Annotated in this window: 20 protein-coding genes; 7 read left to right on the forward strand and 13 right to left on the reverse strand. The window is 49.0% G+C overall.

From position 1 onward, the window contains the following. Positions 1-10 precede the first annotated feature (10 nt). Both B2X65_RS03855 and fadR read right to left on the reverse strand, forming a co-directional pair. Positions 11-2,323, reverse strand: a complete 2,313-nt coding sequence (locus tag B2X65_RS03855; RefSeq protein ID WP_290610792.1) for an aminotransferase class V-fold PLP-dependent enzyme — start codon at positions 2,321-2,323, stop codon at positions 11-13. 157 nt (positions 2,324-2,480) lie between these two features. Then, positions 2,481-3,197, reverse strand: coding sequence for a fatty acid metabolism transcriptional regulator FadR (gene fadR / locus B2X65_RS03860; RefSeq protein ID WP_290610794.1), 717 nt, complete (start codon positions 3,195-3,197; stop codon positions 2,481-2,483). Positions 3,198-3,369: 172 nt separating this feature from the next. Here fadR and dsbB point away from each other — a divergent pair, with 172 nt between their 5' ends. After that, positions 3,370-3,903 carry a disulfide bond formation protein DsbB gene (gene dsbB, locus B2X65_RS03865; RefSeq protein ID WP_290610795.1) on the forward strand — a complete coding sequence of 178 codons (534 nt, stop codon included), beginning with the start codon at positions 3,370-3,372 and terminating at the stop codon, positions 3,901-3,903. An 86-nt stretch (positions 3,904-3,989) separates the two neighbouring features. Here dsbB and B2X65_RS03870 read toward each other — a convergent pair whose 3' ends face one another. The 3 genes from B2X65_RS03870 to B2X65_RS03880 all read right to left on the reverse strand — a co-directional run bounded on the left by B2X65_RS03870 (position 3,990) and on the right by B2X65_RS03880 (position 6,128). Next, entirely contained in the window at positions 3,990-4,607 is a 618-nt protein-coding gene (locus tag B2X65_RS03870) for an FKBP-type peptidyl-prolyl cis-trans isomerase (protein ID WP_290610796.1), read from the reverse strand. Between the two features lie 104 nt (positions 4,608-4,711). Next, positions 4,712-4,996, reverse strand: coding sequence for a YfcL family protein (locus B2X65_RS03875; protein WP_290610797.1), 285 nt, complete (start codon positions 4,994-4,996; stop codon positions 4,712-4,714). A gap of 1 nt (position 4,997) precedes the next feature. Next, on the reverse strand, positions 4,998-6,128 hold the full coding sequence (locus B2X65_RS03880; RefSeq protein WP_290610798.1) for an ATP-NAD kinase family protein: 1,131 nt from the start codon (positions 6,126-6,128) through the stop codon (positions 4,998-5,000). Between the two features lie 218 nt (positions 6,129-6,346). Between B2X65_RS03880 and B2X65_RS03885 the strand changes: the two genes are divergently transcribed. Beyond that, positions 6,347-7,765 (forward strand): coniferyl aldehyde dehydrogenase, encoded by a 1,419-nt coding sequence (locus B2X65_RS03885; RefSeq protein WP_290610799.1) that lies wholly within the window; start codon positions 6,347-6,349, stop codon positions 7,763-7,765. Between the two features lie 278 nt (positions 7,766-8,043). Here the strand turns inward: B2X65_RS03885 and B2X65_RS03890 are convergent, their stop codons facing one another. Genes B2X65_RS03890 through prmB form a run of 3 tightly spaced genes read right to left on the reverse strand, consistent with a single transcriptional unit; the run spans position 8,044 to position 11,280 of the window. Beyond that, on the reverse strand, positions 8,044-9,204 hold the full coding sequence (locus B2X65_RS03890; protein WP_290610800.1) for an MFS transporter: 1,161 nt from the start codon (positions 9,202-9,204) through the stop codon (positions 8,044-8,046). Positions 9,205-9,228: 24 nt separating this feature from the next. Further along, on the reverse strand, positions 9,229-10,329 hold the full coding sequence (gene aroC, locus B2X65_RS03895) for a chorismate synthase (RefSeq protein ID WP_290610801.1): 1,101 nt from the start codon (positions 10,327-10,329) through the stop codon (positions 9,229-9,231). Beyond that, positions 10,330-11,280 (reverse strand): 50S ribosomal protein L3 N(5)-glutamine methyltransferase, encoded by a 951-nt coding sequence (prmB, locus tag B2X65_RS03900; protein WP_290610802.1) that lies wholly within the window; start codon positions 11,278-11,280, stop codon positions 10,330-10,332. Positions 11,281-11,330: 50 nt separating this feature from the next. On the opposite strand from prmB, the gene smrB reads away from it, so the two are divergent. After that, on the forward strand, positions 11,331-11,894 hold the full coding sequence (gene smrB / locus B2X65_RS03905) for an endonuclease SmrB (RefSeq protein ID WP_290610803.1): 564 nt from the start codon (positions 11,331-11,333) through the stop codon (positions 11,892-11,894). 6 nt (positions 11,895-11,900) lie between these two features. Here smrB and sixA read toward each other — a convergent pair whose 3' ends face one another. Next, positions 11,901-12,389, reverse strand: a complete 489-nt coding sequence (gene sixA / locus B2X65_RS03910) for a phosphohistidine phosphatase SixA (RefSeq protein WP_290610804.1) — start codon at positions 12,387-12,389, stop codon at positions 11,901-11,903. 205 nt (positions 12,390-12,594) lie between these two features. Between sixA and B2X65_RS03915 the strand changes: the two genes are divergently transcribed. Both B2X65_RS03915 and B2X65_RS03920 read left to right on the forward strand, forming a co-directional pair. Next, positions 12,595-15,357 (forward strand): insulinase family protein, encoded by a 2,763-nt coding sequence (locus B2X65_RS03915; RefSeq protein ID WP_290610806.1) that lies wholly within the window; start codon positions 12,595-12,597, stop codon positions 15,355-15,357. A 112-nt stretch (positions 15,358-15,469) separates the two neighbouring features. Beyond that, the gene (locus B2X65_RS03920) at positions 15,470-17,665 is read left to right on the forward strand and encodes a putative bifunctional diguanylate cyclase/phosphodiesterase (protein ID WP_290610808.1); all 2,196 of its coding nucleotides are present in this window, start codon (positions 15,470-15,472) and stop codon (positions 17,663-17,665) included. Between the two features lie 44 nt (positions 17,666-17,709). Here the strand turns inward: B2X65_RS03920 and maoP are convergent, their stop codons facing one another. Beyond that, on the reverse strand, positions 17,710-18,057 hold the full coding sequence (maoP, locus tag B2X65_RS03925; RefSeq protein WP_290610809.1) for a DUF413 domain-containing protein: 348 nt from the start codon (positions 18,055-18,057) through the stop codon (positions 17,710-17,712). Between the two features lie 129 nt (positions 18,058-18,186). Here maoP and hdfR point away from each other — a divergent pair, with 129 nt between their 5' ends. Next, the gene (gene hdfR / locus B2X65_RS03930; RefSeq protein WP_290610810.1) at positions 18,187-19,047 is read left to right on the forward strand and encodes an HTH-type transcriptional regulator HdfR; all 861 of its coding nucleotides are present in this window, start codon (positions 18,187-18,189) and stop codon (positions 19,045-19,047) included. On the opposite strand, the gene B2X65_RS03935 is transcribed toward hdfR, so the two are convergent. From B2X65_RS03935 to fadI, 3 genes are all read right to left on the reverse strand, one after another. Then, the gene (locus B2X65_RS03935) at positions 19,044-19,241 is read right to left on the reverse strand and encodes a hypothetical protein (RefSeq protein WP_290610811.1); all 198 of its coding nucleotides are present in this window, start codon (positions 19,239-19,241) and stop codon (positions 19,044-19,046) included. The genes hdfR and B2X65_RS03935 overlap by 4 nt on opposite strands. 96 nt (positions 19,242-19,337) lie before the next feature. Further along, a complete protein-coding gene (gene fadJ, locus B2X65_RS03940) occupies positions 19,338-21,476 on the reverse strand; it encodes a fatty acid oxidation complex subunit alpha FadJ (RefSeq protein WP_290610812.1) in 2,139 nt (712 codons plus the stop codon). Then, complete coding sequence (gene fadI / locus B2X65_RS03945) at positions 21,476-22,786, reverse strand: acetyl-CoA C-acyltransferase FadI (RefSeq protein WP_290610813.1); 1,311 nt, start codon at positions 22,784-22,786, stop codon at positions 21,476-21,478. Before fadI ends, fadJ begins: the two co-directional genes overlap by 1 nt. A 227-nt stretch (positions 22,787-23,013) precedes the next feature. Between fadI and B2X65_RS03950 the strand changes: the two genes are divergently transcribed. Continuing rightward, complete coding sequence (locus B2X65_RS03950; protein WP_290610814.1) at positions 23,014-23,967, forward strand: AAA family ATPase; 954 nt, start codon at positions 23,014-23,016, stop codon at positions 23,965-23,967. Position 23,968: the final 1 nt, after the last annotated feature.

Here is a 23,968-nt window from a genome sequence, read left to right on the forward strand (position 1 = left end):
ACCAGTAAAGCTAAACCAATAGCGCCATACCGCCATTTAAATTATACACCGTATGAAAACCAAACCGACGTAATACCTTACAGGCCAGCAAACTACGATTACCACTACGACATACCAGTAACAATGGTCTTGAGGGTTCCAGTTGCCTGCTGATAAGTGCATCACATAACTTTGATAACGGCACCGCTAACACCTTATTTAGTGCGGGCAAATGCTGCTGTAGCGGCCCGGCGCTTTGCTCGTGAGGCTCTCGCACGTCAACTACCTGCAGTTCGGGCTGCTGTTTCAATACGTCGGCAAGCTCGGCTTTGTCTAACACCCGACTGGCATCGGTGACCGTAACCTCCACCAATCCGCAATAATAATGACTGGCTTGCTGCAATTTAGCGGTCTGGGCATTTAACTGTTGTTGCCATTGCTCAACAGGCTGGCCGGCCAGCACTTTGCTGAATAACTCACTTTCCTGTTTAGCAAGGTGCAAGGTTGTGGCAAATCGCTGTGCATAATCATGACTGGATAACAGCAAAGTATCCGGCTCAACCTTTGCAGCTAATGTCTGAATACTCTGTTGCAATTCGCTGGCATTACCTCCGGCTAAATCGGTACGACCTATCCCGCCGGGTAAAATTAAATCGCCGACAAATACCGCGACGACCCGTTGGCGATGCTGCAAAATAATACTGATCGCGCTGGCACAGTGACCAGGGGTCGCCATCCGCGTTAGCGAATAGTCAGCGAGCACGATAGCGTTAGTGCCCTCCGGCCAACCTGAATCGTCGCAGTTGTCCTGATAAAAATGTAATGCCTGACGCAGCAATAAGGCGGCATTTTGCTGTGGTCGCTCAAGTTGCAGCTCGTGTTGCAGCTCGTGTTGCAGCTCGTGTTGAAAGTCATCTTGCGAATGATGATGCGTTTCCAGAATAGCCAATAACTGCAGCTGGCGGCCTTGTACAATATTGATCATACGGTTTACCAGGGCTGGCACCGGATCAATGACCACAGCTTGCTTAGTCTGATCATCAATCAGCAGGTAGCTGCAGCTGTCTTCATGTTTTAACTGAAGCAGACCGTTGGCGTGGATCTCCAGCGTTGGCGTGGCATCCGTCACCACAAGACAATGCTTGTTAACCACCTCTTTCAATGCTCTGATCGCTTTGCAGGCGTCAGCGCATTCAATGGCTGTCATCGCTGGCCCAAAAGATAACCGGATGGCTCCCTGACTGCGCCACGCAGCCAACCCCATGGCATCCAGTACAAAGCTGCTGGGTACTTTTGAACTGCATGCGGAGCCACTACTTATCCGAATGCCCGCCGCATCAAATAAATCCATAATATCCTTACTGTAAAAACCGGGCACAGAAAAATTTATGGTCGTCGGGACAATATAAGGACGCTCGCTATTTAGCGTCAGCGCTGGAAAAACTGCTATTAGCGCATTGAGTAAATCGTCCCGGTAATTCCACAGTGTTTGCTCACTCTGAAACACCTTGCTATCGGTTTGCTGCAACTCGGAAAGTACAGCACCAAGTGCAGCAATCCCCGGTAAATTTTCAGTACCAGAGCGTAACCCCCCCTCCTGACCACCGCCGGCAATAAAAGGTTGATAAGGCGCACTGGCTCTTACATATAAAAAGCCGACTCCCTTTGGGGCATAGAGTTTGTGACCACTAAATGGCGCATAATCAATAGTGGTGGTTGCCAGATTAAGCTGCATTTTGCCCAGTGCCTGAACACAGTCGACCAGCCAGAATACGTCAGGGTTTGCCGCGCGGATACAATGCTCCAGCTCGTTTAGCTGTTGGCTGATCCCTGTTTCATTATTTGCTGCCATGGTACAAATAAGACCGGCAGCAGCAGCGTGCTTTGCAATAAACCCGATATCGAGCTGGCCGTTCTGATCGACCGGAATAGCGGTTACTGTAGCGTCCAGTTGCAACACCTCATTCCAGTGCTTTAAACTTTCGGGTACCGCTTTGTGTTCGGTGGCGCCATACAGCAGCAAGGTCTCGGCTCCCTTTCTGCCTTTAGCGCGCAGTGCCAATAACGCTGATACCACCGCACTTTGAATACCTTCAGTGGCGCCTGAAGTGAATACAATACGACCGTGACCCGCCCCTGTAACTGTGCGGGCCAGATTTCTGGCCTGCTCTAACGTTGCTTTGGCCTTAATGCCGGTGGTATGGCTGCTGCTGGGGTTGCCAAACTGTTGTTGCATGCACTGCATAGCCGCCAGTGCTGCTGCCGGCAAAACGGGCGTCGTCGCATTATTATCTAAATAAATTTCGGCAGGTCGGGGGCGTGGACTTATTTGTTTCGTTGTCATCTTCAGGCCTATTACACGCGGCTCTGCCGCTTATAGCTAAAAGAAATATCATATAACCCAGCATCATAAATGGCCGGGCCAGAAACAACAAGTAAAGCATGCGGCTGTTTTAGTCACTTTCAGGCATAAAAAAGGGCTGCACCTGGCAGCCCCAACCCTACTCAATAAGATCTTTCGGAATGTCTGGCCGCAATTCCTGCCAGATTTTACCGCTTTCAATCCCATATTTTCTGACAGCCATCACTACTTCATCGTGCTTTCCAGCTTCAGCATATTGCTTTAACTGCGCGTAAAACTTACGAGCCAACTCCCGGGCCGCCGGGTGAGAAAAGTAAAAACGGGCTATTTTGTTATACAGTCCACGGAAACCATTTAAAATCAGCACATATATCCGATTCGAAGAGTGTAACGCAAGTTCGTGGTTTAAATTATAATCAAACTCGGCAAACGCAGCTGGCGTGTCATCTAGCAGCTCAGCACCAGTAAACGCCGCGATCACTTCCTGCTGATGCGTTTTAATCGCTCCACGAATATAAATAGCACTGATATTGGTACGGGCTGACAATAAATCATCTACCAACTTAGGCATCTGATCTTCATCTAACCTGGCGAGGGTTTCAAGAATATTAAGCCCTGAAGTTTCCCAGTAATTATTTACTTTAGTCGGTTTACCGTGCTGAATGGTCAGCCAGCCATCACGTGCCAGTCGCTGTAGTACTTCACGTAACGTAGTTCGGGTAACACCAATCAATTCAGACAGTTCACGCTCTGCTGGTAAAATTGATCCAGGCGCAAACTTACCATTCCAGATCGAATCTACAATATATTCTTCAGCAAAACCGGCAGGGCTTTGCGCTTTAATCAGATTGGTCATGCCAGAAAATCCGTCAGGGTCATTATATAAGTTGACTGATTGTACCAGAGCGCTGCCAGTTAACAAGTCGGCGCTTAAAAATAGCCACGGTGATCCAACACAACAATTGTGTAATGCAGACAAATCCCTTAAATTAGCCAATTAGCTGATTGTAAAACGATTAGGAAAATTTATGCTGGCTACAATAAAAAAAATATCGCGCCACCGCTTGTCCTGGTTTTTGTTGTTATTAAGTACCCTGGCGTTACTTGCCAGCGGCTTATATTTTCAATATGGCCTTAATCTGCAGCCTTGCATAAAATGTATTTATATCAGAGCGGCCTTTGCCGGTATTCTGGTCGCTGCCCTTCTGGGAATGCTGGCTCCGCGCCAGAGCGTCCTGCGCCTGCTCGCCATCGGGTTGTGGATAACCAGTGCTGCTATTGGTTTTTATCACGCACTGGCATTAGTAAATATTGAGCAAACTATCGCCGCTGGTGGCTTTAGCAGTTGCGCGTTATTTGCTGAGTTTCCCAGCTGGTTGGCGCTGGACAAATGGCTACCCAGTGTATTTGAAGTGACCGGCAGTTGTGGCGCAGTAGACTGGCAGTTCGCAGGCCTGAGCATGGCGTACTGGAGTATGTTGGTCCTGGCCGCGTTCTTACTGACCGCATCGGTGGTGCTGATCGGACAGTTTGGTCGCATTTCCAATAACCCTTACCGCTAAGCCGTTTTTCATTCTGATAAACACTGATAAACAAAAAACCCCGCAACATGCGGGGCTTTTATTGGTGTCAGTTTTACCAGCAACGATTACAGAATTTCCAGCAACTCGACATCGAATACCAGAGTGCTGTAAGGGGCAATGGCATTACCTGCGCCACGCTCACCGTAGGCCAGGTCTTGCGGTACATATAAGCGCAACTTTGAACCTACAGCCATTAATTGCAACGCTTCAGTCCAGCCGGCAATAACACCTGAAACCGGAAACTCAGCCGGCTCGCCACGCTGATAAGAGCTGTCAAACACCGTGCCGTCAATCAGGGTACCGTGGTAATGCGTACGTACGGTTGAAGCAGTCGTTGGCTTTTCACCTTCAGCGGCTACCAGTACTTCATATTGCAAACCAGAAGCAGTAACGGTCACTTCAGCACGCTTAGCGTTTTCACTCAGGAACATTTCACCGGCTTCAGCCAGGGCCTTGGCTTTTTCCTGCTCGGCTGCCTGCATCCGCTCGCTGATCACACCAAATGCTGCGCGGATTTGATCTTCGCTCACTTCAGGTTCCTGCTCGTTGTAAGCTGCCGCTAAACCGGCTGCTACTGCAGTAATATCTAAGCCGTCGAATGGGTTGTCGGCTAATTGCTGACCCATTTGTAAACCAATACCATAGCTGGCGTGTTGTTCTAGCGTTGCATATTTATCAGACATAAATTCCACTTTTTCTGGGCTGCCGACAAAATAGCTTGCCAGGCAGCAATTAAATTCGGCCAACATACTAACCTAGTATGCGACGAATGTCTCGCCAACAGCGCTTATAAGGCCTGTACTTGCTGCCAGAGTTGTTCAACATGTGCCTGATCGTCACTGGCCAGCTCCCCGCCGGCAATGGCTTTTGTGAGACTTTGCTCTACCCATATACATAATTGTGGCTTATCGAAGGGCTCTGCTGCCACTTCCAGGCTACCCACGGCTAAATCGAAATGGCCCCGTAAATAACCGGCAGCGAATAGCTGATCGTCAGTAGCCTGTGGGATCAAACCATCAAAAAAATCGGCCACGGTATCAATATACTGCTCTGGTTTCGCTATTTGACTCATACTACTCCTCGTCCTGATACCCTAAACGGTAAATTACGTAGTCGTTATAACCGGTTAGCACATTAAGCAAACCGTGTAAGGCTTTATCTAATCTCTGATCACCAGTATCACTCAGCAATGGCCGGCCATTTAATTGTTGCAGTTTGGTTTTGGTGGCCAGCAGAATGATATTCTCCCGACCAATCGCTCTAATAACGGCCGGTGACAGCTGCTGATTACCACGACCAAATACGTGGCCCTGGCCACCGATAAGTGTAATCACTAACTTGCTGGGGTGCTCTGCCACAAGTTCCAGCAATTCTGTTGCCGTAACATCACTGGCAAGAAGCTTCCCGTTCTCGATAACATCGACACCCAGCAAGGTATTTGGCAAACCTAGCTCGGCCATGACTGCCGCCACGGTGCTGCCAGAGCCCATCACATAGCGGATATTGTCTTCCATTATGCTGGCAACATAGGCCGCTAAATCGTCCAGCACCAACTCTTCCGACTCTTTACCGGCGGCCTTAACGCTCTGCACATAGCGTAGCTCTGCTGGAATAAGCATTTCGCCATAGCGGCGGGCTTTTACCACGCCATCCCGAAATGCACTTTCATCAATGTCCATTACCGGTGCTTCAGCGAGGGTAACCAGCTCACCGCCAATAAGCCGTTGCACCAGTTTGCCCGCAGCCTGCGGTGAAATAGCATACACGCCGGAGTGAATTTTACAGCCCGCAGGAACGCCTAAGACCGTGGTGCTATCCGCCAGCACATTACACACATTGCGGGCGGTGCCATCACCACCGGCAAACAGCAGCAGGTCAACACCCTGTGCCGCTATCGCCAGCGCGGCCTGCTCAGTATCTGATGCCTCGGTCGGATACCGCTCAGGCGTATAACACACCTGATAATCCAGACCTAATTGCTGACATAAGTCCGCCCCCATGTCACCAGCCGCCGTGATCACATTAAACTGGTGCTTTACTGCCAGCAGCTGCTGCAATGCAACCTCGGTGCGCCGCTCCGCCATCGGCACGGCTCCCCGAGCCAACGCTTCTGCAGCCAGGCCATCACTACCTTTTAAGGCAACGCTGCCACCGAGGCCGGCCAGCGGATTAATAATAAGCCCTAAGCGAAATGGATTAATCATCAGGTTAGCGGTATCCGAAAGCCATTTAATAACTGGCGCGCATTGTAACGATTTCCCCCGTCCTTGCCCAGTCTTGCCCGTGTAAACTACCGTACGCAGATACGAATGCTGACTGGTTCAGCCAGCAAAACTGGTTTAGAGTACATCCAGGGTTGAGCAACCCACGAATTACTGTTTTTTTGTATTAAGCTTTACCTTAAGCACTATCAGGGGAAAATATGTCGGCACTTGAGCTGCAATTTCAGAAGCAAAAACATGCCTTTAATCTGTGTCCCTATCCAGACTATTCGCAGCGCCAGCAGCAGTTAAAGGCGCTGCGCCAGGCAATTGAGCAACACAGCGCTGCACTTTGCACTGCTACCAGCAGCGATTTTGGCTACCGCAGCAGCGATGAGACCCGCTTGCTGGAAATTATGCCGGCACTAAGCGGCATCGACTATCACCTGAAGCGCTTAAAAGGCTGGTTAAAACCAGAAAAACGGCATGTTCACTACAGCTTTATGCCGGCCAGCAACCGGGTAATGCTGCAGCCTGTCGGGGTAGTTGGCATTATTGTGCCATGGAATTATCCGGTTTATTTAGCGTTGGGGCCATTAATGGCTGCCATAGCTGCCGGTAACAAAACCATGTTAAAGCTGTCTGAATATACTCCGGCAACGAATAAGGTGCTACGCCAGATATGTCAGCAGGCACTTGGCAATGATGCCGTGGTTATTGAAGGTGATGCCGAGATTGCCGCGACGTTTTCCCGCTTGCCGTTCGATCATTTATTGTTTACCGGCTCTACTGCGGTCGGTCGAAAAGTAATGCAGGCCGCCGCCGCTAACCTGACCCCCGTCACGCTGGAGCTCGGCGGTAAAAGCCCTGTACTTATTGCGCCAGACGCCGATATTAAGCACATTGCAAAACGTATTCTATTTGGTAAAACCGCCAATGCCGGCCAAACCTGCGTGGCCCCCGACTATGTTTTAGTGCCTAAAGCAAAACTGGAGTTGCTTATTACCGAACTGTGCCAGGCATTCAAAGATTTTTATCCTGACTTTGCTACTACCCCTGACTACAGCTCAGTTATTAATACGGCGCAATATCAGCGCCTGACAGCCATGCTTGAGCATGCTATTCAAAGTGATGCCAGAGTTATTGACTGCAGTGGCCAGAGTCACGACCACAGTAAAGATAGCGAAGTAAGCAACAGCAAACGGCGGCTGGCGCTGCAATTAATTATTGGCGCTGATGACAATAGCAACTTAATGGAGCAAGAGATTTTTGGTCCTTTGTTACCCTTAATTCCCTACGATACCTTTGATAACGCTTTGCAATATATTCAGCAGCGGCCAAGACCGCTGGCGCTGTATTTAATGAGCGATGATAAGGCCACTGTACAACAGGTACTCAGGCAGACTCATGTGGGTGGAGTATGTATTAATGACACGCTGGTCCATGTCGCGCAGGATGATTTGCCTTTTGGTGGAATTGGTCCGTCTGGCCTTGGTAACTATCATGGTAAAGAGGGTTTTATGCGGTTTTCACATCAGAAAGCCATCCACAAAAAAGGCCGGTTTAATAGTGGCCGGTTTATTTATCCACCGTTTAACCGCAAAGTGTTTAAAGCCATACTAAGTTGGTTGACCCGTTAAATATCAGGTATCGCAAAAGTTTTGCAGCGCAGGGTGACTGGAAATACTTTCTTCACCGGCTTCAAGGAGCACTTCCCTGTGCCCCTTCAACCTGCGCAGTAACCATGCTGCTGTTGCGAAAGTACAGCAACGCAGGGTGGCTGGAAATACTTTCTTCACCGGCTTCAAGGATCACGTCCCTGTGCCCCTTCTGCCTGCGCAGCATCCATGCTGCTGTTACGAAAGTACACCAGCCACCCTGCTCTCATTTCTGAGTAAGCCTCAGTAAACAACAGCTTTTACTTTATATTCGCTATGTTTTTTGGCAGTTTTAACACCAACAGGCAAGCCAGCAACGCAAAACCTGCTGCGAAGATAAAGGTTTGCGCTGCCCCAGCACCATTTTGCCAGCTGAAACCTGCCAGATAAGCGCCGATAGCACCGCCACCGCCAAAAATTAGCCCGGCATAAATGGCCTGGCCACGGCCTCGCTGCGCTTTGGGGAATACTTGCTGAATAAACTGCATGGCGCAGCTATGGGCAATAGCAAAACTGCCGGCATGCAGCAACATACTTAACGCCAGCCACCAGACTGAGTGCGCCAGCAACGCGACCATTAACCAGCGAATGGCGGTTAAGCCATAACATATACCTAACAGGCTACGATAGCTGCGGTTGCGCATAATGCGTCCGGCAAAGTAAAACGCCACAATTTCAGCGGCCACGGCAAGGCTGATTAGTAGCCCTGTCTCGCTGCCGCTATAGCCTAAGTCCCGGCTGTACAGGGTAAAAAAGCCGTAAAATGGCGCAAAGCTGATTTGCATCAACAGTGCGGCGCCCATAAAAATCCATAACACCTTTTGTTTTAAAAGTTGCCGGTAAGACAATGCCTGGGTCGTGGCGTCATATGCCGGGGTCTGGGCCGGTAAATTAAACAGACAAAATACGAGCAGCAACAAAAACGCCAGCGCGGTAGCTGGCATAAACTCACTGCCATACAATTGATAAAACCAGCCCCCCAGCATGACCAACACGATATAGCCAACGCTGCCAGCAGAACGAATACGGCTGTACTGCTCGGTATCATTATTCAGAAATGAAAAAGTGGATACTTCCAGTTGCGGTAAAATGGCAGTCCAGAAAAAGCTAAATAGTGCCAGAGTGGCTAACAACAAACCAAAACCGCTATTGATAAAGCTGCCAAGCCAGCCAATACAGGCCAGCACGGCACCAAGCTGCATGACGGCTAAAGGCTTACTGCTGCGCTCTGCCAAGCTGGCCCAGACAGCCGGCCCGACAATACGGGTGGCGGTTACGATAGCCAGCATCAGGCCTATCTGGCGCGAGTCGAAACCACGGCCATCCAGAAACAATGCCAGATAAGGTACAAAAATACCCAACACACCAAAATAGGTAAAGTAGGCCAGCGCTAACGCTGGCCTGGCGGAGATTAAGCTCATAAGATCCTGACGAGCGAGATTACATTATCTGTTAGCGCTGGCAATATCCGGGGTAGTCACGCTTACTCCGGCGTTTTGCGCCCGATGGCGTAACAAGTGGTCCATTAATACGATCGCCAGCATGGCTTCAGCAATAGGTACTGCCCGGATACCCACACAGGGGTCGTGCCGGCCTTTGGTAACAATATCAACGACTTCGCCATCGATATTAATACTTTTCCCCGAAATACTGATGCTCGACGTCGGTTTTAACGCGATGCTTACCTTAATATCCTGGCCTGAGGAGATCCCACCCAAGGTGCCACCAGCATGGTTCGAGCTAAAACCCTGAGGCGTCAGTTCATCGCGATCAGTAGAGCCGCGCTGTTCTACCACCGCAAAGCCGTCACCAATTTCTACTGCTTTTACCGCATTTATGCTCATCATGGCATGAGCGATATCCGCATCCAGGCGGTCAAATACCGGCTCACCCAGACCAACCGGCACTCTGCTTGCCACCACATTAACCCTGGCACCCACTGAGTCACCGTCTTTTTTCAGCTGACGCATATATTCGTCCAGCGCGGTAATTTTATCCGGATCGGGACAAAAAAACGGGTTATTGCCCACTTCGTCCCAGATCAGTTTTTCAGCTTTGACCGGCCCTAACTGTGCCAGGTAGCCGCGAATTTCGATACCGCAATGTTCTTTCAAATACTTTTTAGCAATGGCACCCGCTGCTACCCTTACTGCCGTTTCCCGCGCCGAAGAGCGACCACCACCCCGGTAGTCACGGATCCCAAACTTATGCCAGTAGGTATAGTCGGCATGGCCAGGCCGGAACACCGCTTTAATGTTGGAGTAATCCTTGGATCGTTGGTCGGTATTTTCAATTAACAAGCCAATAGTGGCGCCGGTGGTGGTATCTTCAAATACACCGGATAATATTTTTATCTGATCTTCTTCGCGCCTTGCCGTAGTGTAGCGCGAGGTGCCAGGTTTACGACGATCTAAATCAAGTTGTAAATCGTCTGCCGTTAACGACATTCCCGGCGGGCAACCATCAACAATACCGCCGATGGCCGGGCCATGGCTTTCACCAAAGGTGGTAACTTTAAACAACTGCCCAATGCTATTGCCGGCCATTTAGATCTCCTCGAACAAGTGTTGATAAGCGATCAGTTGCGCTTTACTCAGCGCAAAAACACCAAGGCCACCGGCGGTGAATTCAAGCCAGTTGAATTGGACGTCTGGATATCTATCCTGCAATTCAACCATACTATTGCCAACTTCACAAATTAAAAACCCCTGCTCGGTTAAATGGCCAGCTGCCTGAGCCAGAATTCGGCGGGTTAACTCCAGCCCGTCATGGCCTGAGGCAAGTCCCAGTTCCGGCTCATGCCGGTACTCCTCAGGAAGATCGGCCATATCGTCAGCATCAACATAAGGCGGGTTAGTGACAATGAGATCATACTGCTGGCCAGAAAGGGCCTCATAGCCATCAGACAAAATCGGGTATACCCGATCCAGCAAACCGTGCTCGTTAATATTAATATCAGCCACGGCTAACGCCTCGGTACTGATATCAACGGCATCCACCTGGGCGTCTGGGAATGCATAAGCGCAGGCGATGGCAATACATCCTGAGCCGGTGCACAAGTCGAGTATTCGCTCCGGTGCTGCGGCCAGCTGCAACCGGCTGAATTTTTCATTAATCAGTTCAGCAATCGGCGAACGTGGCACCAATACCCGCTGATCGACATAAAAAGGCAAATTACAAAAATAGGCCTGATGGGTCAGGTAGGCGGCGGGCATGCGCAGTTCAATGCGCTGCGACAGTAAATCTACAAAAGCGCGGCGCTCTGGCTTCGTCAGCCTGACATTCAGCAATTTATCATCGGTCAGCGGGGGTAAAAACAAACAATGGGCCAATAACGCTGCGGCTTCATCCCAGGGGTTATCAGTGCCATGACCAAGGTAAACGCCGGCTTCGTTAAAACGACTTACCGCAAAACGCAGCCAGTCATGCACGGTAATTAACGCATCAAGCGCCTCATTAATATCAGATTCTGAAAACATTGGGTTTAATTCGACCATCTCAGTATTCGCTCTTTGTAAAAAATGGGCAGATTGTATAGACTTGCGCGATGCAACGAAAGAAGCTTTCTCCTCAAGCCCGTTTATCTGCCGAAGACAGCGACCTTTTCCGCCAGTCGGTTACGGGAGCTCGCCCGCTGTTGCAAGACAAGATAGCTCCAGTTACCAGAGCCAGCAAGAAAAAAGCCCGACCCAGCACGACATTCAGCCAAAATGAGCAGAACCTGTTCTTTTTCTCTGATGGTTACGAAGGGCTGGTCAGTGACGGAGGCTCACTATCGTATGTCCAGCAAGGTGACGACCCACGCCTGGCAGGTCGTCTGAAGCGCGCCGAGTTTCAGCCACAGGTCGTACTCGATTTACATGGGTTAACCCAGCTTCAGGCAAAAAACGAACTGGCAGGTTTATTGGCATACTGTCAGCAGCAGCAGTTTAACTGTGCCTGCGTAGTACATGGTAAGGGTCTGGGAATACTGGCGCGCAAAGTGCCAAACTGGCTTATTCAGCATCCTAACGTGCGGGCGTTCCATACGGCGCCCAAAAGCTGGGGCAAGCACGGAGCTTTAATACTGTTACTTAAAATTAATCAGCCCGACGATGAGCAACGCCAGTAGCGATCTTTAGCTGGTTATCAACGTCACGTCATGCGGTGCCACTTTTTCAAGTATGCGGCCACCCTTCGCTGGCTGATAATCAATACAACACAACGACGCCGTATTAAACACCGGCGTTTGTCCTGGCTGAGTTAGCGCTTCTACCAGAAAACTCACCAGTGGCATGTGCGATACCAGCAAAATACGGGCATCGGGTTGCTCAGCCAGTGTGGCGTCAATAACTGTCAGTATCCGGTCTGCAGAGCCGTCAGGCACAAGCTGACTTTCAGTTGTCAATTGACAGTCCGCCCCTTGCTTACTGAACATAATTTCGGCAGTCTGTACTGTACGCAAATAAGGACTAAGCCAGATATGAGTAAAGGGGTGATAGCAATTTTGCAGCCACTGCGCCATGTGCAATGACTCACGCTTGCCCATTGCAGTAAGTGGCCGCTGACTATCCAGTTCTGTCAACGGTTCTGCTTCACCGTGGCGCATAATAACAATGTTAACCATTTATATTGATACCGTACTACTTAGTCAGTGAGTTTTTGTTTGCCATTGTTAAAAAGCATACGCTGGGCAAAAATTGTGCGCTATGATAAAGAAAGTATGGCGTTAACGTAACTGCTATTAACGCATAACATAACGTCTGTTTATTACTAAATGCTATCAAACATCGGCAATCTTGCAGTACTACCATACCGACATAGGACTATTTTTGGAAAAAGTACATATAAAGCAAAGCCCCAACGATAACAGAGTCTATCAACACCTGACACTCGACAGTGGTCTTACTGTTTTGTTAGTTCAGGATAAAAATGCTGAAAAAAGTGCCGCGGCCTTAACGGTCAATGTCGGCCACTTTGATGATCCGGCGGATTATCAGGGCATGGCCCATTTTTTAGAGCATATGCTTTTCCTTGGCTCAGAAAATTTTCCGGAAGCGGGTGAATATCAGCAATTTATCAGTCAGCATGGTGGCAGTCATAATGCGTGGACGGGTACTGAACACAGTCATTTTTACTTTGATATCGATACACCACAGCTGCAGCAAGCCGTTGCTCGTTTTTCCGATATGTTTTGCCGGCCTTTATTTTCTGCAGCCTATGTTGAGAAAGAGCGCCATGCCATTGAAGCAGAATATTCACTAAAGCTAAAAGATGATAGCCGCCGCATATATCAGGTTCACAAAGAGACCATCAATCAGGATCATCCTTTCGCCAAGTTTTCGGTAGGCAATCTTAATACGCTGAATGACAAACCCGGCCAAACGCTGCGTGACGCTCTGCTGCGGTTTTATCAGCAACAATACAGCGCCAGCAGAATGAGTTTGTGTCTGGTTTCTCCGACGCCGCTATTAACCATGGCACAATGGGTAACCGACTATTTTGCGGACTTGCCAGCAGAGCTGCCGGCAAAAGCACCATTGAGCGTGCCGCTTTATAACGCTGAACATCAGACCATTTTATTAAATATTCAACCACACAAAGATTCCGACAGACTGGTAGCCAGTTTTGCGCTGCCGGACATCCACCCCTGGTATCCTCATAAAATCGTCAGCTTTCTGGCTTCTATTCTGGGCGATGAGGGTGATGGTTCGCTGCTGAGTTATCTGAAAGATGCCGGTTTAGTGAACCAGTTAAGTGCAGGTGGCGGTATTGATGGCAGTAACTATAAAGATTTCACTGTGTCGTTTGAACTGACCCGCGCAGGCAGGGCGAATATTGAAGCGGTACTGAAAGCCCTCTATAGTGCGCTGGCCACCATAAAACAGCATCCCCTACCTTACAGTTTATTTAATGAACGGCAAAAACTGTTGCATTGGTCATTTATTTATCAGGAGCCGGCCGACGCCCTGCAAACGGCTAGTCAATTGTCTGTTAATTTACAGCACTATCCGGTTGAAGATACCATTTTTGGTGACTACCGGATGGAATTGCCCGCTGAAGCGCTGTATCAGCAGCTACTAAGCTGGTTCAGACCAGACAATATGCGGGTAATGTTGATTGCCCCTGACGTACCGGTGCTGTCAGAAGCAAAATGGTATAACACGCCCTACTCTGTCACCCGGTTAAGTGACCAACTTCTGCACACCTTGCAGACAACCGGGCCGGTTGTCGAAATCAGACTCCCCAGCGCCAACCCGTATCTGACGGAGCAACTTAGCTTACTGGAAAAAAATGAACATATGGCCATACCGCAGCAAATCTGCAGTGCGCCGGGGTTAAGCATCTGGCACAAAGCTGATACTGAATTTAATACGCCTAAAGGCCATATATTTTTGCAACTCAGTCTGCCGCAAAGTATTGCGGATAATCATCAGCTGGCAACCAGCAGGTTATGGCTGGAGTTGTTCCAGGATCACATTAATCAGCAGTTTTATAATGCCACTACGGCTGGCCTGAGCTATAACCTGCACGTCCAGAAACAAGGTGTCAGCATTCATATCTCCGGCCTGGCAGCCAATCAGATCCAGCTGCTACAAAATATTTTGCAGCAAATAAACCACACTGAATTCTCAGAACTTCGTTTTAATGAAATTAAACAGCAGCTTTGCAGACACTGGGGTAATAGTAGTAAAAGTAAACCCGTCGCCCGATTATTCAGCCAATTGTCTGCATTGTTGCAACCCCTCAATCCCGAAATTGAGATATTAATTGCTGAACTGGAACAACTAACCTTCAGCCAGTTTTGCCAGTTCTCAACGCATCTGCTGGATAATGTTCATTTAGAAGCGCTGCTGGTAGGTAACTGGACCAGCACTAATGCCGAAGATCTGCAACAGATGCTGGCGACATGGCAAAGCCAGCAACATAGTGTTGGTAGTAAAATTACCCCGGTAACCAATAGCATTGCCGGCTTAGGTCCAGTCTGGATGCAAACAGAAACCGAAAGCGGCGACCACGCGCTGGTGGTGTACCTGGCGGCTAAACAGGCGTCTGCCGCACAAATGGCGTTGTTTATGCTGGCGAACCACCTGATGTCTCCTCATTATTTCCACCAGTTGCGAACCGAACAACAAATGGGTTACTTAGTCGGCACCGGCTATGTACCCATTAATACTCTGCCGGGTATGGCATTTTATATTCAGTCACCTAATTTTGATTGCAGTGCGCTGTATCAGGCGACAGTGGCATTCTTTAAGGAGTTTCTGGAACAAATAGAAGAGATGCCAGAGGAAAGTTTTGTTGATTTAAAACAGGGCTTAACAGCCCAGCTTGCTGAACGTGACAGCAGCCTCGGAGGCCGCGCAAAAAGACTCTGGCTGGCTCTGGGTCAAGATGATACCCAGTTTGATCTAACCAACAGAATCATTTCTGCACTGGCTGAACTGGACAAAACACATTTTACCGACTTACTCAGTGAACTGTTGGCTGATGATTATGACGTGCTCATTCTGGCTTCCGGACCTAACGATCAACACAGCCATATCAGGTCGATGAGCCGGGCTGAGCTCAGACAAAAAATTACGGTAACGTAAATTGATTTTGACACTGTTCCTAAACTTGGTTACCGTAAGCGCAATAACAATAAAAATGTTGTAATACGTGGGTAAACGTCACTTCTGTCGCACTAAAACGTCTGTAATACTGTTGGCTGTTCATCCCTGGGGGCTTTATGCCCTTAGCTGGGACAGCGTGCAGCCTTATGTGTTTTCAGCCGTATTATTTTTTGCCTGCGCGGCATTATTATTGGCTCATGCCAGCATTGTTAAAATGCGGCGTTATCATAAACGCTTGGCAAAGAGTGAAGAACGTTTGCGCCTGTCATTATGGGGTAGCGGTGATGAACTCTGGGACTGGCGTATTCATACCGGAGAATTGTACCGTTCCAGTTCCTGGTTAAAGCCGGTCGAACTAAAACCCGAAACACATGACTTTCCACCAAACAAACAGCAGATCCACCCTCAGGATTTAGACCGGGTCATCAACCTGCTGAACGATCACCTTAATGGCGGCAGCGCCTTTTTTGAAGCAACATACCGTTTGCGCACCGCTGAAGGGCTGTACATTTGGGTACTGGATCGCGGCAAAGTGGTGGCGTACGCCACTAACGGCAGTCCAAGCCGAATGACAGGCACCCTGAAAAATATCCATCAACTCAAAGAAGCTGAAGGCAGAATGCAACTGTTTGCCCGCTGTCTTGAAAACATTTCAGATGCGGTGCTAGTGTGTGATACCCAGTTCAATATTATTGAAGTTAACCCGGCGTTTAGCAGCATTACCGGCAAGCATCGCGATGAAGTTATTCGCAGCCGCTTTGAATTGTCGCTGTACCCCAGTCGTTTTATGCAGGACATTCAGCTACAACTGGCAAAGCACGGCCGTTGGAGTGGCGAAATACGCGAGCAAAAAGAAAATGGCGACATCTACCAGGCAGAGCTGGCGTTTGATGTTATTAACGATCAGGAAGGAAACCCGCAGCAATATGTTGGCGTGTTATCAGATATAACTGATCGGAAGCTACGTGATGCAGAACTGAACCGGCTGGCGAACAACGACACTCTGACCGGCTTACCAAACCGGGCGGTATTTATGACAAAACTGGCCAGTTTAGTCACCGTTGACGCTGTACATGCATTGCTGGTGTTCGATTTAGATAATTTTAAGAAAATTAATGACTCACTGGGCCACGAGCTGGGTGATGCCCTGTTATGTAAGCTGGCACAACGACTGCACGGCGATCCCCGATACCAGAACAAACTTTACCGGCTGGGCGGCGACGAATTTGCCGTGTTGCTCAACAACACCAATGACATTCATTCTATCACCTCAATGGCCAAAGGCTTGCTGGAGCAGATTAACCGGCCGTTCTTCATTAGTCAGCATGAACTGGCTGTCACCAGCAGTATTGGTATTGTATTGTTTCCGGATGATGGCAACGACCCTCAGGCATTACTTCGTAATGCTGATACGGCTATGTATCATGCCAAAAATGACGGCGCCAACCGCTATCTGTTTTTTAATGACAGCATGAACAAGCAAGCAGTAAAACGGTTACAGGTTGAAAATTTAATTCGTTACGGTTTAAAAGAAGATTATTTTAGCGTTTATTATCAGCCCAAAATGGACATTCTTACCGGCAACATCGTCGGTATGGAAGCGCTGGTGCGTTTTATTACGCCCAAGGGCGGTCTGGTGAGCCCGGCCAGTTTTATTCCGGTAGCCGAAGAAACCGGACAAATTGTTGAGATCGGTGCAGTGGTGCTACGAAAAGCCTGTGCCGATGTTAAAAAATGGCTGGCACTTGGCCTGTTTCAGGGTCGGGTTGCCGTTAACTTGTCTGCCAAGCAATTTATGCTGCCCAATCTGTGCCAGCAGATCGACGATATACTCGAGCAATGTGAGCTGCCTTCCTATCATCTGGAACTTGAAATTACCGAAGGCACCGTAATGCAGTCGCCCAAGCTGGCGATAGACATGATGAAAAAACTACGGGCCAGGGGTATTCACTTGGCAATGGATGACTTTGGAACGGGCTACTCTTCACTGGCCTATCTGAAACAATTTCCATTAAATACCCTGAAAATTGACAAAGCGTTTATCGATGATATGGATAATGCCAGAGGCAGGAACATGGTCGATACCATTGTTACTATTGCCCACAATTTAAGTTTAAATGTCGTTGCTGAGGGTGTCGAAACCAAAGACCAGTTGGATATGCTGCGTAAGTTACGTTGTGAGACGATTCAGGGGTTTTATTATAGTAAGCCACTGTCGGCCGAAGATTTTGCTGCTTTTTTATCAGCACAGAAGCAACGGCCGCGGTTGTCAGCCATACCAGGTTAAAGGTAGCTTCAGATTAACCGCTATAAAAAAAGCCCCGCAGGGCTTTAATCAGAGTCGGTTTCGACGTACGAAAAATCGTCCGCACCGTCTGCAATACGCTTTTTACCAAAAACCGTATGAAACTTTCGCTTTTCGTTCAGGCGTTGCTTGTATTTAATCCAGGTTTTTTCATAGGCGGAGCTCGCTTCTGCTTCGCCCCGGCAAACCAGAATAAAGCGTTGCTCTTCCTCGTTTACCGGTTCACGTGCACCCTGCTCCAGCTGTTGCATCGCGAAACCATGTTTTTCCAGCAAATTACCTTCTGCCAGAGTAAAGCGCCCGGACCGCGTAAACCCACGAGGGAAATTGCGGTCATCGAAAAAGCGACGAGTAGCGACAAAACTTTGCTGCATCACTTTTTTCCTCTAATGTCGTTGAATATAAAGCCAGCCTGTTTAAACTGTGCGGAGTATGGTTAACAATATTCCTGTCGTAAAACAAAAATTTTTTATTGACACGATAAATAACTTTAAGGCTAAACCTTGGATACTGAACTGCTAAAGACCTTTCTTGAAGTGCAGCGTACCCGCCATTTTGGTAAGGCGGCTGAAAACCTTTATTTGACCCAGTCTGCCGTGAGTTTTCGGATCAGACAGCTAGAACAACAGCTTGGCGTTAATTTGTTTAGCCGCTACCGGAATAATATTCAGCTTACTGCTGCCGGAGACCGGTTGTTACCTCATGCTCAGGCTATGCTAACCGCATTACAACGCGCTAAGCAAGAGGTTGCATTAAGCAATAAACAAGCACAACAACTGTCTGTTGCCGCCACCGCAAACGTCTGGGACAGCTTTTTGCTACCGGGGTTTATCGAGGTACAGCAACATTATCCGCAGCTTGCCTGGCGTGCAGAGTCACTGGGTACGGAACAAATAGGCCGCTTATTGCTGGAGCGGAACCTGGACCTGGCCGTGGTATTTGACCCACCCAAAGTGGATGAGATCCAGGTTGAGAAACTCGATGATATTACACTTATTGCTGTGACCAGTGGCGATCACAATAATTGCGACAGCGCTATGGCGCAACACTATATTTTGATGGACTGGGGAACATCATTCGATATTCAGCATGCCAAGTACTTTGCCGACATGCCACCGCCGATGTTACGCACCGGCAGCGCGAAAATTGCTTTGTCAATGCTGCTACATAGCCCTGCAACAGCTTATCTGCCGCAGGTTATGGTGCAGCCACTGTTAAAGAACAACAGCCTTAGAACAGTAGACAATGCGCCACAGATGAGTAGAGAATTATTTGCGGCGACGCTGCATCAGGCAACTAACGAGCCGTTGTTGCAAGATATTATTCAGCAATTGCGCCAGCACATCAAAGGTAAAGCCGCTTAAGGCCGGAACAAACTGCTGTTTCTGCCTCGCGTTTTACACAGCAATAATCGCTTATGGCTGTTAAACAACGGTAATAGAAAAGGACCGGTAAACAGGGCTGCCACCGCCCATTGTAACGCTTGCATGCCACTGCGCAGCGCCGCAATATAAACTCCAAGAGCCACCATCAACCATACTACAGGTACTAATAACACTACCCCATCTCCACTACCAGGTTTTCGCCGCAGCTGGTTATTATACCGGCTGCGGCTGTTGCTAACTGTTAAGCTTTAGTTGATTTATTGCAACAGCTACGGATAAAACCGGCTGCCCTGCTCTGCCATCGTCAGCAGACGACTGCAAGGGGCAAAACGTTCACCGTGTTCAGCTTCAAACTGGCGCAGGCTGGCCACCAGGTTTGTCACGCCCAAGGTATCGATATAGCGGAATGGCCCACCTAAAAACGGCGGAAAGCCAATGCCAAAAATAGCACCAATGTCACCGTCACGTGCTGAGGCAATGACCCCCTCATCCAGACAGCGCACCGCTTCATTCAGCATTTGCGCAGTACAACGCCTGGCAATATCATCACCACTTAAGGTACCGGCAGGTGTTACGCCCAGCACGTTATACACGCTGCTATCGACCGTTTTGGACCCTTTTTTCTCATTTTTACCGTACTGATAAAAGCCTTTAGCAGATTTTTTACCCTTGCGACCGTCTGCCAGCAACTTGTCAAAAGCGGCCGGAGGAGCAAAGCGCTCACCTAATTGCTCGGTCAGGATAGGAGAGATTTTTGCGCCAACATCAATACCCACCTCATCTAACAGGGTCATTGGCCCTACCGGAAAGCCGAATTTCACCAGGGCTTTATCTATTTTCTCTATCGGCTCGCCAGCCAACAACAGATTTGCAGCCTCATTCATATACAACGCCAGGATCCGATTAACATAAAATCCGGCACCGTCTTTTACCACAATAGGAGTTTTGCCTTGTTTGCGGGCGAACGCTACCGTAGTGGCAATCGTCTGATCAGATGTTTTGGCGTGGGCGATAACCTCAACCAATGGCATTTTGTCTACCGGAGAAAAATAATGCAGACCAATTACGTTCTCTGGCCGTGCTGCCTTTGCTGCGATTTGAGCAATAGGCAGCGAGCTGGTATTACTGGCGAAAATGGTATGCTCTGCACAGTGCTGTTCTATATCGGCAACCATTTTTTGCTTTAAATCCAGATCTTCAAATACCGCTTCAATCACTAAGTCAACATCATGAAAACCACTGTAATCAGTGCTTCCTGTCAATAGTAGCAATTGCTTCTGCATTTCTGCTTTGCTGATAAAACGACGCTTAAATTTCTTTTGCAGTAAATCATAACTGTATTTAAGAGCATTACTAATGCCTTGCTCATTAATGTCTTTAATTCGCACCGGCACACCGGCTTTGGTGCTGCTGACGTTAGCAATACCACCGCCCATCAGACCACCACCGAGCACAGCGGCTTTTTCAACTTTTTGCGGCTGGGTTTTGCCTGCTCCGGTTTCTTTTTTCATCTGGGTGGTTGCAAAAAACAAACTGCGAAGCGCCGCCGACTCTTTGGTCATACACAGCTGACCAAAGGCTTTGGCTTCAGCTGACAGCCCTGCCGCGTAGCCGTTGTCCTGCCCTTTGCGCACAACTTCAATAATCCGTACCGGCGCCGGATAATTACCCTGAGTTTTCTTCAGCGTTTGTTTCAGTGCCTGCGAAAACAATATATTGCGCCCTGGCCCGGTGTTCTCCAGCAATTTTGCCAGCATACCTTTGCTTTTCGCTGCCGTTTTAGTGTTGCCCTGCAATGCCCGTTTCACAGCCGCTTCCAGTAAAATACTTACCGGAACCACTTCGTCAACTAACCCGGCTTTTTTAGCCTGAACCGCCCGCAATTGCTTACCGGTTAGCATCATATCCAGCGCTTTTTGCACCCCAACCAGCCGCGGCAGGCGTTGTGTGCCGCCACTACCGGGTAGTAAACCCAGCTGTACTTCGGGCAAACCCAGTACGGTTTTTCCTGAATCCGTTGCTATCCGGGAGTGACAGGCCATTGCCAGTTCCAAACCACCGCCCAGGCAAGGGCCATTAATCGCCGCCACCACAGGGATCTTCATCTGTTCCAGCCGGTCAAACATTTGCTGGCCCATTCGGGCAATATCTTCAGCCTGCTCTGCCGTGTCACAGCTATCCAGCATAGAAATATCGGCCCCAGCAATAAAAGAATCCTTTTTACCGCTGATGATAACCACACCTTTGACGCTGCTGTCGCTTTGCAGTGTATTCAGAATGGCGTCAATTTCATCGGCAAAAGACGCCTTAAGCACATTCATGCTCTCGCCAGGTATATCCATTGTAATTACGGCGACATGGTCGTCCCGTAACGCCATACTAAAGCTGTTTTGTTGTTTCTTAGTCATTATTCAGTCTCCACTATCATGGCAGCACCTAAACCACCCGCTGCACACGCTGTGGTCAACCCAACTCCGCCGCCGCGACGTTGTAGTTCATTCAAGGTCTGCACTATTAAGCGAGTGCCAGTGGCTGCAAACGGATGGCCATAGGCCAGTGAGCCACCATTGACATTAAATTTGTCCATATCAATCTCGCCAATGGCTTCACTGCGACCAAGCTTTTCTTCGGCAAATTTGCGACTGGCAAACATTTTAACGTTAGCCAGTGCCTGAGCGGCGAAAGCTTCATGCATTTCAATTAATGTCAGGTCATTGAGGGTCATACCTGCCCGGTCCAGCGCAATAGGTGTCGCGTAGGACGGTCCCATCAGCATATCTTCATGAACGCCAATAGCAGAAAACGCATAGCTGCGAATATAACCCAGCGGTTTGTAACCTAGTGCTTTGGCGCGACTTTCTGTCATCATTAACACTGCTGAGGCGCCATCTGTCAGTGGCGTGCTGGTCGCAGCGGTGACCGTGCCGTGATTGCGATCGAATACCGGACGCAGCTTGGCGTACGACTCCAGCTTAGAATCCATCCGGATGTTATTATCAATATCCAGAAATTTACGGTAAGGCTCAACGTGGGCGGTCATTACCTCACTGGCCATTAAACCATTTTGCCAGGCTTTTGCCGCCAGGCTATGAGAGCGATGCGCTAATTCATCCTGCGCGGCACGGCTAATACCATGGGTTTTTGCCATTTGCTCTGCGGTATCACCCATTGACAAGCCTGTACTGTATTCCGCTACTGCCGGCGGCACTGGCATCAGATCTTTTAAACCAAGACGACGTAAAATACTGAATTTCTGGCCAAAGGTTTTCGCTTTGTTCATATCAACCAATGCGCGGGCCAGTTTTTTACTGACACCGATAGGCAGTACTGAACTGGAATCGGCACCGCCGGCAATGGCGATCTCGAGTGTTCCGGCCATCATCGATTCCACCACACTGGCAACTGACTGAAAACTGGTCGCACAGGCCCGGGTAACGCTGTAGGCATCAGTATGCACACCCATTCCGGTGCCCAGCACAATCTCCCGCGCAATATTAGGTGCTTCCGGCATTTGCACAACCTGACCATATACCACCTGCTGCACCAGAGCTGCATCCAGCTCACTGCGAATAAGCAGTTCATTTACCACCAATTTAGCCAAATCCAGCGCCGAAACACCGTGTAGCTCGGTCGCTTGTTTCGCAAAAGGTGTACGCAACCCGGAGACAATCGCTATCCGATCACCACTGCGGGTATGAAGTTTAATAGGCGCTGACATAGCTTTCCTCTTGTTTGGCCCGGCATAGGTTTAATCCGGGATAGTCGAAACAAAAACAGGTCTGACCTGTAAGTATATTTTGATTGTAACGGCAGTTGCGGCTAATTAAAACACTTGTTTTAATGCAAACGGAACCTTATTTAGGTTATAACGTCTTAGCCTAGCTGCTTTTATAGCTAACTGCGCGAAAAACAACTGAAACTTTTAACCAAAAGACTTATATCACTATGGTAAACGCATTTTCCGCCTTGAAATCCTATCTGGACAGTCAGGTGTTAGGCCAACCTGAGCTTACTGAAGGTATTTTATTAGCCTTGCTGGCTAATGGTCATTTACTGGTAGAGGGCCCGCCAGGCCTGGCAAAAACCCGGGCAGTCAATGCGCTGGCTCACGGGGTAGAGGCAGAGTTTCACCGGGTCCAATTTACCCCGGATTTACTGCCAGCCGATTTAACCGGCACCGATATTTACCGGCCCGAAACCGGTCAGTTTGAATTTCAGTCAGGCCCGCTGTTTCATCACATTATTCTGGCAGATGAAATTAACCGGGCACCGGCCAAGGTGCAATCAGCGTTGCTCGAAGCGATGGCAGAAAAACAAATTACGGTTGGCCGCACCACTTATAAATTGCCTGAATTGTTTCTGGTTATGGCCACCCAAAACCCGTTGGAGCAAGAAGGCACTTATCCGTTGCCGGAAGCCCAGCTTGACCGTTTTCTGTTGCATCTGAAGGTTGACTATCCTGATGCTGCAACCGAGCGTGAAATACTCAGATTAACCCGTAATGAGGCGCTGAGCACAGCGCAAAGTCAACCTGCTGCTATTAGTCAGGCTGACATATTCAGTGCTCGTCAGGCAATTTTAAAGCTGCATTTGGCAGACAGTCTTGAAGAGTATATTGTGCAATTGATTATGGCCACCCGCAACGGTGCTGCATACAGTCCCAAGCTGACATCCTGGGTAAGTTATGGTGCCAGCCCGCGAGCAACCATTGCGCTGGAGCGTTGTGCACGGGCTAAAGCCTGGCTGGCAGACCGTGACTTTGTTACCCCGGACGATATACAGGCGGTGTTTCACAATGCACTGCGCCATCGGCTTATCTTAACCTACACGGCTGAAGCAGAGGGGATCACCACCGACGATGTGCTGACTGAAATCCTTAACTGTGTACCGGTACCCTGAA

This window comes from Arsukibacterium sp. UBA3155, from assembly GCA_002364615.1.
Classification (GTDB): Bacteria; Pseudomonadota; Gammaproteobacteria; order Enterobacterales; family Alteromonadaceae; genus Alishewanella.

What these genes read in the sequence shown, in the direction of transcription:
- B2X65_RS03855 (WP_290610792.1), bottom strand. Translation starts at nt 2,323, where the DNA reads ATGACAACGAAACAAATAAGTCCACGCCCCCGACCTGCCGAAATTTAT.
- fadR (WP_290610794.1), bottom strand. Translation starts at nt 3,197, where the DNA reads ATGACCAATCTGATTAAAGCGCAAAGCCCTGCCGGTTTTGCTGAAGAA.
- dsbB (WP_290610795.1), top strand. Translation starts at nt 3,370, where the DNA reads ATGCTGGCTACAATAAAAAAAATATCGCGCCACCGCTTGTCCTGGTTT.
- B2X65_RS03870 (WP_290610796.1), bottom strand. Translation starts at nt 4,607, where the DNA reads ATGTCTGATAAATATGCAACGCTAGAACAACACGCCAGCTATGGTATT.
- B2X65_RS03875 (WP_290610797.1), bottom strand. Translation starts at nt 4,996, where the DNA reads ATGAGTCAAATAGCGAAACCAGAGCAGTATATTGATACCGTGGCCGAT.
- B2X65_RS03880 (WP_290610798.1), bottom strand. Translation starts at nt 6,128, where the DNA reads ATGATTAATCCATTTCGCTTAGGGCTTATTATTAATCCGCTGGCCGGC.
- B2X65_RS03885 (WP_290610799.1), top strand. Translation starts at nt 6,347, where the DNA reads ATGTCGGCACTTGAGCTGCAATTTCAGAAGCAAAAACATGCCTTTAAT.
- B2X65_RS03890 (WP_290610800.1), bottom strand. Translation starts at nt 9,204, where the DNA reads ATGAGCTTAATCTCCGCCAGGCCAGCGTTAGCGCTGGCCTACTTTACC.
- aroC (WP_290610801.1), bottom strand. Translation starts at nt 10,329, where the DNA reads ATGGCCGGCAATAGCATTGGGCAGTTGTTTAAAGTTACCACCTTTGGT.
- prmB (WP_290610802.1), bottom strand. Translation starts at nt 11,280, where the DNA reads ATGGTCGAATTAAACCCAATGTTTTCAGAATCTGATATTAATGAGGCG.
- smrB (WP_290610803.1), top strand. Translation starts at nt 11,331, where the DNA reads ATGCAACGAAAGAAGCTTTCTCCTCAAGCCCGTTTATCTGCCGAAGAC.
- sixA (WP_290610804.1), bottom strand. Translation starts at nt 12,389, where the DNA reads ATGGTTAACATTGTTATTATGCGCCACGGTGAAGCAGAACCGTTGACA.
- maoP (WP_290610809.1), bottom strand. Translation starts at nt 18,057, where the DNA reads ATGCAGCAAAGTTTTGTCGCTACTCGTCGCTTTTTCGATGACCGCAAT.
- fadJ (WP_290610812.1), bottom strand. Translation starts at nt 21,476, where the DNA reads ATGACTAAGAAACAACAAAACAGCTTTAGTATGGCGTTACGGGACGAC.
- fadI (WP_290610813.1), bottom strand. Translation starts at nt 22,786, where the DNA reads ATGTCAGCGCCTATTAAACTTCATACCCGCAGTGGTGATCGGATAGCG.
- B2X65_RS03950 (WP_290610814.1), top strand. Translation starts at nt 23,014, where the DNA reads ATGGTAAACGCATTTTCCGCCTTGAAATCCTATCTGGACAGTCAGGTG.